Annotated in this window: 12 protein-coding genes and 1 pseudogene; 10 read left to right on the top strand and 3 right to left on the bottom strand. The window is 71.6% G+C overall.

From position 1 onward, the window contains the following. The first annotated feature begins 2 nt into the window (after positions 1 to 2). The 7 genes from P3T27_RS38025 (at position 3) to P3T27_RS37995 (ending at position 6,952) form a co-directional block, all read left to right on the top strand. On the top strand, positions 3 to 212 hold the full coding sequence (locus tag P3T27_RS38025) for a hypothetical protein (protein ID WP_280685907.1): 210 nt from the start codon (positions 3 to 5) through the stop codon (positions 210 to 212). Positions 213 to 259: 47 nt separating this feature from the next. Beyond that, positions 260 to 679, top strand: a complete 420-nt coding sequence (locus P3T27_RS38020) for a pilus assembly protein (protein ID WP_280685906.1) — start codon at positions 260 to 262, stop codon at positions 677 to 679. Beyond that, positions 676 to 1,140, top strand: coding sequence for a TadE/TadG family type IV pilus assembly protein (locus tag P3T27_RS38015; RefSeq protein ID WP_280685905.1), 465 nt, complete (start codon positions 676 to 678; stop codon positions 1,138 to 1,140). The genes P3T27_RS38020 and P3T27_RS38015 overlap by 4 nt, the downstream gene beginning before the upstream one ends. Next, positions 1,137 to 1,580 (top strand): pilus assembly protein TadG-related protein, encoded by a 444-nt coding sequence (locus P3T27_RS38010; protein WP_280685904.1) that lies wholly within the window; start codon positions 1,137 to 1,139, stop codon positions 1,578 to 1,580. Before P3T27_RS38015 ends, P3T27_RS38010 begins: the two co-directional genes overlap by 4 nt. Positions 1,581 to 1,586: 6 nt before the next feature. Further along, positions 1,587 to 5,045 carry a LysM peptidoglycan-binding domain-containing protein gene (locus tag P3T27_RS38005; protein WP_280685903.1) on the top strand — a complete coding sequence of 1,153 codons (3,459 nt, stop codon included), beginning with the start codon at positions 1,587 to 1,589 and terminating at the stop codon, positions 5,043 to 5,045. Positions 5,046 to 5,062: 17 nt separating this feature from the next. Continuing rightward, positions 5,063 to 5,797 carry an A24 family peptidase gene (locus P3T27_RS38000; RefSeq protein ID WP_280685902.1) on the top strand — a complete coding sequence of 245 codons (735 nt, stop codon included), beginning with the start codon at positions 5,063 to 5,065 and terminating at the stop codon, positions 5,795 to 5,797. A gap of 174 nt (positions 5,798 to 5,971) precedes the next feature. Beyond that, on the top strand, positions 5,972 to 6,952 hold the full coding sequence (locus tag P3T27_RS37995; RefSeq protein WP_280685901.1) for a hypothetical protein: 981 nt from the start codon (positions 5,972 to 5,974) through the stop codon (positions 6,950 to 6,952). A gap of 388 nt (positions 6,953 to 7,340) precedes the next feature. On the opposite strand, the gene P3T27_RS37990 is transcribed toward P3T27_RS37995, so the two are convergent. From P3T27_RS37990 to P3T27_RS37980, 3 genes are all read right to left on the bottom strand, one after another. Beyond that, on the bottom strand, positions 7,341 to 7,559 hold the full coding sequence (locus P3T27_RS37990; protein ID WP_280685900.1) for a hypothetical protein: 219 nt from the start codon (positions 7,557 to 7,559) through the stop codon (positions 7,341 to 7,343). A gap of 314 nt (positions 7,560 to 7,873) precedes the next feature. Then, on the bottom strand, positions 7,874 to 8,311 hold the full coding sequence (locus tag P3T27_RS37985; protein ID WP_280685899.1) for a replication/maintenance protein RepL: 438 nt from the start codon (positions 8,309 to 8,311) through the stop codon (positions 7,874 to 7,876). Then, on the bottom strand, positions 8,311 to 8,802 hold the full coding sequence (locus P3T27_RS37980) for a hypothetical protein (RefSeq protein ID WP_280685898.1): 492 nt from the start codon (positions 8,800 to 8,802) through the stop codon (positions 8,311 to 8,313). The genes P3T27_RS37985 and P3T27_RS37980 overlap by 1 nt, the downstream gene beginning before the upstream one ends. Before the next feature lie 1,080 nt (positions 8,803 to 9,882). Between P3T27_RS37980 and P3T27_RS37975 the strand changes: the two genes are divergently transcribed. From P3T27_RS37975 to P3T27_RS37965, 3 genes and pseudogenes are all read left to right on the top strand, one after another. After that, positions 9,883 to 10,419: a site-specific integrase gene (locus P3T27_RS37975; protein ID WP_280685897.1), complete on the top strand. Its 537-nt coding sequence runs from the start codon at positions 9,883 to 9,885 to the stop codon at positions 10,417 to 10,419. Between the two features lie 352 nt (positions 10,420 to 10,771). After that, positions 10,772 to 11,056, top strand: coding sequence for a hypothetical protein (locus tag P3T27_RS37970; RefSeq protein ID WP_280685896.1), 285 nt, complete (start codon positions 10,772 to 10,774; stop codon positions 11,054 to 11,056). Between the two features lie 49 nt (positions 11,057 to 11,105). Further along, positions 11,106 to 11,229, top strand: a pseudogene (locus P3T27_RS37965) (IS5/IS1182 family transposase); the annotation flags it as partial. Positions 11,230 to 11,403: the final 174 nt, after the last annotated feature.

Raw genomic sequence — 11,403 nt, 5'->3', positions numbered from 1 at the left:
TCATGCCCGAGCTTCCCGACCCCGTCGCCCAGGCGTTCGTTGTGCGGATGCGGCACCAGCTCTACCGCCTGCGGGCCGCCCGCACGCGCAGCGACTACGGGGGCATGTCCATCGAGGTCGCGATCATCATCGGCGGTCTTGTCCTGGGAGCCATCGGCCTGGTGGCCTATCTCGGCATCAAGCTGGACGAGAAGAAGAGCGCGATCAAGTAGCGTCCGCCGATTCGTCTGCCGTCCCCGGCTTCTTGCAGGAGCAGTCCATGTCCACACCACGCCCGGCCCCCCGGGCCCGTCGAAGGCCGCGCCGCCGCGCGCCCGGCGGGGACCGCGGCGCGGTCAGCCTCGAACTCGCCATCGTCTTCCCCCTCGTCATGCTGACGATCTTCACGATCATCCAGGCCGGGCTCTGGTACCACGCCCGCAGCGTCGCCCTGTCCGCCGCGCAGCGCGGTGCCGAACGCGCCCGCATCCAGGGCGCGACCGTCGGCCAGGGCACCGCCGCCGCCGAAGACTTCCTGTCCCGGGCCGGATCCTCCATCGGCGACCGGTCCGTGACCGGCAGTGACGGCGCGAGCGTGCGCATCGAGGTCAGCGGGACCGTCAGCACCTGGATCCCCGGGCTCAGCCTGCCGGTCCGCCAGCACGCCTCCGCCGCCCGTGAGCGGGTGACCGCTCCATGACACCCCCTCACCGGCTGCCGGGAATCGGCCGGCGGCGCCGCGGCGACCGGGGCAGTGTCAGCCTGGAACTGGCGATCCTCGCCCCGGTGATCTTCGGGATGCTGCTCGTCATCGTGGCCGCCGGCCGCGTCCACCTCGCCCACAACGTGGTCGACGCCGCCGCGCGCAACGCGGCACGCGCCGCCTCCCTCGAACGCGACGCCGCCTCCGCCCGCGCCGCCGGAACACGCGTCGCCCAGCAGACCTTCCAGGACCAGGGACTCACCTGCTCCGGCCTCTCGGTCACCGTGCCCACCTCCGGGTTCCAGGCGCCCCTCGGCACGCCCTCCTCCGTCACGGTGACCGTGCGCTGCACCGTGGCTCTGGCCGACGTCGCCCTGCCGGGCCTGCCAGGCAGCACAACAGCGAGCGGCAGCTTCACCTCGGCCATCGACGCCTACCGTGGAAGGCCCACAGCATGACGCACCGAATCTGGCGATCGAAGCTCCGGCTGAGCTTCCCGCGGCGCCACCCCCGGGGCGACCGGGGCAGCATCACCCTGTTCGTCGCCGTCGTGAGCGTCGCCATCATGCTGCTGATCGCCCTCGTGATCGACGGTGCCGGCAAGCTCCGCGCGCTGAACCACGCCGAGGCCGCCGCGCAGGAGGCCGCCCGTACAGGCGCGCAGGCCGTCGACGCCGGCAAGGCCATCTCCGGCGCGGGCATCACCGTCGACCGCAACGCGGCGCAGAACGCCGCCGTCGCCTACCTCCGCAGCGCCGGCACCGCTGGCACAGTGAGCTGGGGCTCCGACGGATCGATCAACGTCGCCGTCACTGAGACCTACCACCCCTTCTTCTGGCCCGGCGACATGACCGTCACCGGGCGAGGCAGCGCCACGCTGATCGTCCAGGGAGGCTGACCCCTCATGCCCCGCCGAACCGTCTCCCGCCTCGCGGCAGCCCTGCGCGGCCTGTTCTCCCTCGCCGCACTCCTCGCCCTGCTCGGCGTGGTACCGGTCCTGCTGTGGCGCACCGGCGCCCTGCCCCACCAGGTACCGAGCTGGGACGACGTCACCGCAGCGCTGACCAGCCCGGACAACGGCAGCCTCTTCATGGGCGCGCTCACCCTGATCGGTTGGGCCGGCTGGCTGTCGTTCGCCTGCTCCACCATCGTCGAGATCACCGCGCTCCTGCGACACCGCCGGGCCCCTCGGGTGCGGGCACTCGGCGCCACCCAGCGCCTGGCAGCCGCCCTGGTAGCAGGGGTGGCGATGCTCCTGCCCGCCGGTGCCGCCTTCGCCGCCCCGCAGGCGGCTTCTGCCGCGCCGGTCTCCGTCACCGCGCCGACCACGGCCAGCGCGAGCCAGGCCGCCGCCGTGTCGGTGGCGACCCCGGACGCCTGGTCCGGTCCTGTCCACCACGTCGTCGCCGGGGACACCCTGTGGGACCTCGCCCAGGACTATCTCGGCAACGGCGCCCGCTGGCACGAGATCGCCGACCTCAACCCACAGGTCAACAAGACCGACCTCCTCCAGCCCGGTATGGTCCTGCGCCTGCCGGCTGACGCGAAGGCATCGCACGCGGCGCAGAAGGACCACGCGGGCCAGGGCGAACACACCGTCACGGTCCGCGAGGGGGAGACACTCTCCGAGATCGCTGAGCGGGAGCTCGGTGACGCGGACGCCTACCCGCAGCTGTTCGAGGCGAGCCGTACGACCGAGCAGCCCCGCGGTGTCCATCTGACCGACGCCGACGAACTCCAGCCCGGCGACGTCATCGTCATCCCCAACCCCGCACACACCCCCGACCAGCAGTCCGCAACCGCTGACGACGCTTCCACCGCCAGCCCGACCACCGGCACCACCCCCGCAGACACCCCGACGCTCAGCTTGCCCACGCACACCGTGGACACCCCGGAGAGCCTGTGGGACCTGGCGGTCCGCCGCCTCGGCGACGGGCAGCGCTGGCTGGACATCGCCGCCCTCAACCCCGCGCTCGCGAACACCCCACCCGGCCAGCCGCTGCCGCACGGCACCGTCCTTCGACTGCCCGCCGACGCCCTCCCGGCCCAATCAACCGACCCCCAGCAGGACACCTCTCCGATACCCTCCGCGTCCGTCCCTGCGCCCGCCGCCCCGGCCCCGACCGTCCCCGTCGCCCCGGCAACCAGCACCCCTGCCCCGGCCGCCACCACACACGCACCGAACCGCCAGCAGTACCCCCTCGCCCCCGCCGCCGCGTTCGCCGGCGCCGGAGCACTGGCCGCCGCCTTCATCACCACCCTCGCCCTGCGCCGCCGCCTGCAGCAGCGCCGGCTGCGCCCCGGCCGCCACATCCCCCTGCCCACCGGCCGCGCCGCCGCCACCGAGCAGTCCCTGCGCGCCGCCCAGCGCCCCGGCGGATTCGACCTGCTCGACCGCGCGCTGCGCACCCTCGCGCTGAACCTCGCCGCCGAGGGCCGTGAGCTGCCCGCCCTCGACGCGGTCGTCCTGTCCGAGTCCCGTGTCGACCTCCACCTGGCCGACACCGCCGCCGGGCTGCCGGCGGCGCCGTTCACCGCCGCGGCCGACCGGTTGTGGACCTGCCCCGCCACCAGCACCGGCATCGCCGACGACGAGCGCCTCGCCGCAGCCGACGCCCCCTACCCGGCGCTGGTGTCGATCGGCCACGACACCCGGGACAGGCTCGTCCTCGTCGACCTGGAGCACATCGGCGTCCTCCACCTGGCCGGCGACCAGGACAGCGCCCGCCACGTCCTCCAGGCCGTCGCCGTCGAAATCGCCACCTCCCCGCTGCCCGCACACCTTGAGGTCGAGGTCCTCGACGGTGCCGTCCCCGGCCTGGAGAACGCCGTCCCGGACCGCGTCCGCCGCGCCGCCGACCCGGCGCGGGCCGTCGAGAGCCTGCTCGCCCACGCCACCGGCCAGCACCGCGCCCTGGCCGCCGCCGGCGCCGAGTCCCTGCGGGCCGCCCGGCTGAGCGAGGCCTCCGACTCTTGGGCCCCGCGGATCCTCCTGGCCGCCGGCCTCCCGGAAGGCGACGACACCGGCCGGCTGCTCACCGCTCTGGACCAGCGCCCCCGCACCGCCGCCGCGATCGTCACCGCCTCCGCCCCGCCCGTCCTGCCCGCGCCGGGCTGCGGCTGGACGCTGGAGTGTCCGTCCGACGGGTCCGCGGTCGTCCTGCCCGGCTCCGGAATCCCCGTCGTCCTCCAGGGCCTGGCCGACGAGCACCTCGCCGACGCCGTCGACATCCTCGTTCTCGCGGCCAGCCCCGCCGACGCCCCCGCGCCCGACTGGATCACCGGCACCCCCGGCACCGACCAGCAGCCGCCAAGCGTCCAGGGCCCCGACGCCGCCGACGACGGTCTGCCCGCCGAGTACGCCGAGTTGGAGGACGAACTCGCCGACACCGAGAAGGCCCCGGCCCCCCGGCCCGCCGAGCCCTTCCAAGCCCCGGTGCCCCGGCCTCACACGCCCACCCCGCCGCCCCCGGCGTCCGTACCGGCCGCCGGCCCGACCCTCGCCGACGTCCTCGCCGGCCAGGACGACATCCCGGCCCCCGCGACCATCCCCGCCCCCGCCGCGGTCCGGCGCCCCCTGCCCACGCCCGCACCCGAGAAGGCCCCCGACGGCCCGTCCGTCCTGGTCCTCGGCCCCGTCGCCATCGAAGGCGCCGCCGGCCAGGTCGACTCCAACCGCCGCCGCACCGCCACCGAACTCATCGCCTACCTGGCGCTGAACCCCGGCGTCGACCACCACTCCCTCGACGCCGCCCTGTGGCCCGGACAGATCGTCAGCAAACAAGTCCGCAACGCCGCCATCTCACGGGCACGCTCCTGGCTCGGCTCCGCCCCCGACGCCGCCCTCCACCTGCCGCGCGTCCAGGACACCGACGACAACCGCTACCGCCTCGCCGACACCGTCGACTGCGACTGGACCCGCTTCCTCCACCACACCCGCACCGGCCTGGCCGACACCGGCGAAGACGGCGACCTCGCCCTGCGCCGCGCCCTCGCCCTCGTCCGCGGCCGGCCCTTCACCGGAACCGACCCCACCCGCTACACCTGGGCCGAACCCGCCATCCAGACCATGGTCTCCACCATCACCCACGCCGCCCACGAGCTCTCCACCCGCCGCCTCGACGCCCACGACGTCCCCGGCGCACTCTGGGCCGCCAAGCAGGGCCTCCTCGCCGGCGAAGAGAACGAGACCCTCCACCGCTGCCTCTTCCGCGCCCACCACGCCGCCGGCGACACCGACGCCCTGCGCACCGCCGCCGCCACCCTCTCCCGAATCAACAACCGCCTCGGCGACCTCGACATGGAAGGCGAAACCGCCGCCCTCCTCCACGAACTCCTCCCCCGCCCCCTCGCCACCCGCTGACCACGAGACACCGAGACATGCCCATCCCGCTCCCCGCCGCCACCGCCGCAGGCCTCCTCACCGGCGCCCTGCTCGTCCGCCCCCTCGCCTTCCACTACACCGCCCCCACCGGCCACCCCCTCCCCCGCCACACCTGCCCCACCTGCGACCACCCCCTGACCGCCACCCGCCCCCACCACCTCTACGCCATCAGCCTCACCCGACGCTGCCCCCACTGCGCCAACCGCATCGGACCACCCCCACTGCTCCCCGAGGCCCTGGCCGGGCTCGGTGTTGCCGCCGTCCTCACAACCGGGACCGAAGTGTGGGTGACGACCGCCCAGCTCTGGCTGACGGTCATCGGCGCGGTGCTGGTCATCACCGACGCCTCCGTACGACGCCTCCCCGACCACCTCACCGCGGCAGCGGCCACCGGAGTCGCACTGCTCCTCACAGCCGCCACCACCAGCGCCACCACCGGCTCCCTGCTGCGCGCGGCCGAAGCGGCCGCCGTGGTCGGCGCCGCCTTCTTCATTTCCCTTATCGCCGGAGGGCTCAGCATGGGCGACCTGAAACTCGCCCCAGCACTGGCCGCCGTCCTCGGCTGGCACAGCTGGACCGCCCTGTTCTGGGGCCTGACGGCGGGCTTCACACTCGGCGCCGCCCACGCCGCCGTCCTCCTGGCGACCGACAGATCCGCGACACGGGGCCGGATCGCCTTCGGGCCCGCACTGATCGTCGGCGCCCTGGCCGTCTCCACCACCATGTCCTGAGTTTCCGGCAATGAGCGGCCCCGGACACACCGGTCGAACAATGTGACGACGAGATTCCGGACAGTGATCGTTCGAATCGGGACAGCACCCCGGGACAGGGCCTCCGGCCGAGGCAGCTCCCGCCACCCTGGACCCGGCACGGCCACCGCCGTGCCCTGTCACCGGGAGGGCCCATTGACGAGAACCGCCGACCAGTTGGCGCTCCTGCGCACCGAGACCGCCCCCGCTGTACTGAAGGAACTGCAGAACATCCAGGCAGGCCACCAGACGCTGGCCACCGGGGTGACCGAGGCGATCAGCCAGGGACTGAACGGCATCCGCGCGGACGTCCGCAGCGCTCTTGGCCGTGACCAGCGTGAACTCGCCCAAGCCCGGCAGGAGATCGACGACTTGCGCCGGGAGCTGGAGCGGGCGCAGGCCGCCTGGAAGAGCGAACTCGACGAGCTGAGGACCGCCCAGCAGGAAGCGCAGCCGCCGACAGCAGCCGCGGCCGTCGAAGCCGAGGACGTTCCAACCACCGAGCCCTCTGCCGCCGCCAGCCCCAGCACCGACGCCCCAGCCGCCCAGTACGTCGAGGAGACCGCCGTGTCCGACCAGAACGACCCGAACCCCGAGACCTCCGAGCAGGCCGCCACCGACATGCTGACCGAGCTGACCACGGTCACCGGCAACACGGTGACCGCACACCAGCCAGCCCCCGCACCGACGGCCCCGGCCGGGACGGTCCCGACGACACAAGAACTGCGCGCCTCACTGGAGGCCGCGCTGTTCGACACGCTGAAGACCGCCGCGCGCATCAGCACCGCCGAGCTGGTCTGCCACCCCCACGCCTGGCAGTTCATCGCCTCGTGCTCCGCCACCGCCGAGCACTTCCAGCTGCCGCCCGCCGCCAACACCGACGGCAAGGACGACATGACGACCGTCCGGCTGTCCGGCCCCAGCCTCATGGCCGCCGTCAACGCCCTGTTCACCACCTACTGGAACGCCAGCACCAGCCCGAACAAGAACATCCAGGTCAGCGCCATGGCCCTGGCCTACTACATCGACCTCTCCAGCGCGATCCGCCGCACCGACTTCGCCCTCACCGCCACCCACCCCGACGACCGACCCCTGACCCGCATCGTCATCGACAACCGCCCCGCCCAGACCACCTGAACGACACCCCCCTCGATCAACAGGGGCCTGCCATCCGGCGTCGACCGCCAGGCCGAGGGTGTCCTCGCCCCGTCGCCGACGACATCGGGATCACCACCGAGGAGATGCTGGCCTGCCGCCGCTACGCGATCAGCGGCGACGTCTGGGCGATGGACGGCTGGTAGAACCGCAGGTCAGAGTGGGCGGCTTATAGATTCGCGCCCGTTCCGGAGGGCCTTGGACGGGGGGGCGATTTTTCAACCGCCGCAGGTCAGCGCCCGCCGGTGATGGCCCGTGAGTGTGCGTCCCGGGTCCGGCGGGCGCCTGTCCGCAGGCTACCGGGACGCGGTCGGCGGGCCGGGGATTTGTACCCGCCGGAGGACAGTCGCGTTACCTGTGGTGGTAGCGCTCAGATCTGGCGGTCCGGGTCGGAGAAGGTGAGGCCTCCGGGGGCGAGCGGGCGGCGGGCCGGGGCAGGTTCGGGCACGGTCTCGCCGGGCGGCTGGCGGAAGGCCGCGCCCTGCTCGACCGGCAGCAGCCGGCGCCCGCCGGACTGGGCAGGCACGGGAGCGTCGACAGCGGGCTCGGAGAAGGCGGGCAGCGAGAGGCTGCGACGGGCAACGGTCATGATCACAGTCTCGCAGCCCAGCCGAGTGGAGGTAGGCCAGACCGCTATCACCGGTGATAGTGCTTTGGCCCTACCCGTAGGGCCAAAGAGGAAAGACCCGGACGGTTCACCTCGGCCACCTCGAGCACGATCTATACCAACCGCTCCGTCCAGGCCGGTGAAACCGCCCAGTGCTACCACCGGTGGTAGTGCATGGGACCTGGCCAGCAGGGCCAAGCAAAAGGCCCGGGCAGATGCCTGGGCCTGACAGACCATTCAAGCCTGGAAGTTCTGCGCAGGGATAACTTTCAGGGGTCTGTAACCCGCACTCGGCTTCAGCCGGCGGCGGCCAGCCCGGACCTGTTGGTTCGGGGTGGGCGCCGGCGGTAGCTGGGAAGGACAACCTCGGGGACGTCAGCCGGCACTTCCTCCAGCGCCTCGGTCCACTCCTCCTGCGAGCCCTTGAAGGCGATCCGCGGGTTGATCCGGTACAGCCCGTTGGAGATCCGCCAGAGCAGGCCGAGCTCGGCAAGCCGGTTGAGAGCCGGTGAGATGTTGCTCTTGCTGGTGGCCAGCCGCTCGGCGATATCGTCGAGGGTGAGGGTGACGAAGCCGCCGTCGGTCATCTCACCCAGCACCGTGTGCCAGACGTCGTACTGCAGGGTGGTGAGCCGGTACAGCGGCAGGGCCCGGGAGAGGTCCTGCGCGGTGAAAACGCTGCCTTCAGCGGTCAGGAAGGTTTCCGTGCCCGGGTCATGGTCGGCGGCGGTCATCACAGCGACTCCAGCTTCGGTCGGCGGGTGCGGCGGGGCGGGCGGACCTCGCCCTCGGGCAGGCGGATCTCGGGGATGGAATCCGGCATCAGGGCCAGGGCGCGCTGCTGCTCGGCGCTGGATCCCCAGAAGGCGATGCGCGGGTTGATCCGGTAGCGGCCTCGCCGCTCCAACCACATGAAGCCCATGTCAAGGAAACGGGCCAGGGCCTCGCCCGCTTCCTTGCGGCCGATACCGAGTCGCTCGCCGAGCTTGATGACGGTGATCGGCACGATGCCGCCCTTGAGCTGGGCGCCGAGCATGGTGTGCCAGACGTCGTACTCGGTGGCGGTCAGACCGATGAACGGCAGCTTCGCGGAAAGTTCCTTCGACGCCATGTAGAAGGTGTGGCCGAGGAAGTCGAAGTCCTCCCGCTTGCCGCTGGCCGGTTCGGGCTCAGGGGGCGGGTTGATGGCGACCGTCTCACCCGGCTGGAGCCGGATGGCGACCACGTTGTGCGCGCCCGCTGGCTCAGCGGGGGGCGGCGCGGCAGGCTGGCCGGGCCGCGAGGCGGGGAGGCGGGGAGGCGGACCACACGGCCGCCCTTCGATGCACTGATCACCACCAAATGTTATCTCAGGGCATAACTTTTGTGGGGCTACAACCCGCAGTCGGCGCGTCGGCCCAGCGAATGTGGGGTTACAACCCACGTTACTCGCTGGCAACTGGGGGTTGTAACCCCACATTCGCACCGCGTTTCCGCAGGTCAGCGCGTTACCCCTCTTAACTCCAGAACTAGCCGCCGCACTGTCCCCAGCCGTCGAGCCTCCGGCGGGCTGACCGTCCGTGCCGCTGCCGCCGTCCAGGCCGGGCACCGAGGTTGGCCTGCTGGCCGGGGCAGGCTGGGGTCACTGCGCCAGTCATGGAAGTCCGGCTGCCGCCGGACCCGGGCCCCTGGGGCCCTTTCCATGCCTACGAAGTCCAGCGGCTGGTGCCCGCCCCTGCCGCTGCTGGTGCTGCGCCCCGCCAGCCGGGTGCGGGCCACCGGGCGGTCCCGGCTAGCGCTCCCAGGTCGTGAAGGTGGGCAGCAAGGTCTTCGTCGGCAGGTGGTGACGTCGGAAACCGCTCGGAAGTGGGCAGGTTGCAGTACTCGGTGCAGGCCGGATCAGCAGGTTGCGCACCGTACACGGGCAGCAGCCACTATTTCCGGGGGGGGCGGGGCCAGCTACGGCCCCGGTGACGGAGCCGGCGCTGCAGGCCTCGACCGGGGGATGGTCCAGCGCATCCAAGGCGCTGGCCAGGGTGCGGGGGCGGAGCACGCCGCGCCCAGCCACCTGGGCGGCTGCCGTCCGCAACGGTGTTGTGGTTGCCGCCCGTTCCCGGCCCGGTCGGCAGGGCAGGCCGCGCGCGTTGCGGAGTGGGGAAGAGCGAAGGGGAGGACTGGGCCTGGCTGGCAGTTGCCGGGTACGCCGACGGCCGGGCTCCTCATCTGGGGGCCCGACCATCTGGGGTCGTGCTGATGCAGGGTCAGGGTCCGGCGATTTCCGTGTACGTTCCCCGTGTTACTGCAGGTTGTGTTGCAATCGCGGAGCGTGCTTGTGGTCGACGAGTGGCAGTTGTTCTGGACCGACCGGGGCAGCGGGTCCGCGGTTCTGCCGCCCATCGGTTGGGGTGATCTGGAAGAGCGTGAGCGACGGTTGGGAGTCCGGCTCAGGCAGCCGATCCTGGTGTCTCCGGACGGCCGTGTCGATGCTCGATTGAGCGAATTCTTCCGGCGGCCACCGTTCGTTGGGAAGGCACCTGGTACGCAGGAGTCGTACGCGCTGGACTACCGCTTGTTCTTCACGTTCTTGTGGAGGTCGGGCCTGACCTGGGACCGCGCCGCGGCGGAGGATCTGGAGGATTGGGAGGACTGGCGGCTTCGTGCCGAGGCCAACGACGCACCGATCGGCGGAGCGAAGTGGGGGCGGGAGCTCGCGGCCCTGCGCATGCTCTACGACTGGGCAACAGCGCGGGGACACATCGCGGTGAATCCGGTTCGTCTGCGTGCAGTGCGTACGAGGGACGGCTCGATGGTTGAGGTCCCGGAGCTTTCGCCGGCGGACGTCCAAGGCATACCTGCACGGTAGGTGCGCGCCCGAGATCCGTCTACCACGCATTAGACGACACGCCCGCTGTCGACGAGCTGGCGGGCAGGGACGACGCGCCATGAAGCTGGAGCCCGCCATCGCCGACGACCACCACGCCCGTGCCCGACGGCAGCGCGAGCTCGCCGCACAGATCGCCGGGCTCGACACCGGCACGGCGGAGACCGGTCGGTGACCGTAACCGAACTCGAACCCTGAACAGTGGGCACCCTGGCGCCCGCCGTCCCTTGCCCCGCCCCGGGAGCCCGGCCTTCGGCCCAGGGACCCTTCCTGTAATAGGCGAGAGTATCTAGCATCACCTAGAACTTGACGTTCCATCAACACAGGGGGACACGTGGCGCTCTTCGGACGGAACGCACGGAATAAACTGGCACAACAGGGCTACACAACCACGGTCGAGGGCGACGCAACGTTCCTATGGCACCCCGACTACGACGAAGGCATGACCGCCATCGGCTGGGCGATCAAGGATTGGCCCGGTTCCTGGAGTGTTTTCGTTCGCAACATGAGCATCCGACTCGGCGGCCAGGGGGAACTGATCGGCCACCGTGCCAGCCTGGACGAAGCGCTGGTCGCCATAGCCAATTGGGGCATCGAGTACCGTCACCTGGCGCCCTGACCCAGGAGGCGACAATACCGAGCTGACGCCACCCGGAGGTTCAGAAAGCCGCCTGGCCCGTGACTACGAAGCCCTCCCCGCCCGCTCTGAAGCCGTGATCCACGTCGTGATGATCAACCTTATGACCCGTCGACTCACCGGCGAGAGCACCCCCGACCTGGCGCGGAACCTAAGCCATCAAGCCAGGGCCGAAACGCCCAGTCAGAATCCGCCTTCGGACAGTATGCTCGGCGAAGCCGCCCAACAGCACTAAGGGCGTCCGCCAGTAGGTCATCGGATGCGGGGGCTTCGAGGCCGGGTGTCCCAGCGGTAGAGGGTCCAAGCCCGTCGGATTAGGCAGCGGACAG

This window comes from Kitasatospora sp. MAA19, assembly GCF_029894125.1.
Lineage (GTDB): Bacteria > Actinomycetota > Actinomycetes > Streptomycetales > Streptomycetaceae > Kitasatospora.
The sequence above is the reverse complement of the archived record's forward strand: the minus strand, read 5'-3'. Positions and strand labels throughout refer to the sequence as shown.

What these genes read in the sequence shown, in the direction of transcription:
- P3T27_RS38025 (WP_280685907.1), top strand. Translation starts at nt 3, where the DNA reads ATGCCCGAGCTTCCCGACCCCGTCGCCCAGGCGTTCGTTGTGCGGATG.
- P3T27_RS38020 (WP_280685906.1), top strand. Translation starts at nt 260, where the DNA reads ATGTCCACACCACGCCCGGCCCCCCGGGCCCGTCGAAGGCCGCGCCGC.
- P3T27_RS38015 (WP_280685905.1), top strand. Translation starts at nt 676, where the DNA reads ATGACACCCCCTCACCGGCTGCCGGGAATCGGCCGGCGGCGCCGCGGC.
- P3T27_RS38010 (WP_280685904.1), top strand. Translation starts at nt 1,137, where the DNA reads ATGACGCACCGAATCTGGCGATCGAAGCTCCGGCTGAGCTTCCCGCGG.
- P3T27_RS38005 (WP_280685903.1), top strand. Translation starts at nt 1,587, where the DNA reads ATGCCCCGCCGAACCGTCTCCCGCCTCGCGGCAGCCCTGCGCGGCCTG.
- P3T27_RS38000 (WP_280685902.1), top strand. Translation starts at nt 5,063, where the DNA reads ATGCCCATCCCGCTCCCCGCCGCCACCGCCGCAGGCCTCCTCACCGGC.
- P3T27_RS37990 (WP_280685900.1), bottom strand. Translation starts at nt 7,559, where the DNA reads ATGACCGTTGCCCGTCGCAGCCTCTCGCTGCCCGCCTTCTCCGAGCCC.
- P3T27_RS37985 (WP_280685899.1), bottom strand. Translation starts at nt 8,311, where the DNA reads ATGACCGCCGCCGACCATGACCCGGGCACGGAAACCTTCCTGACCGCT.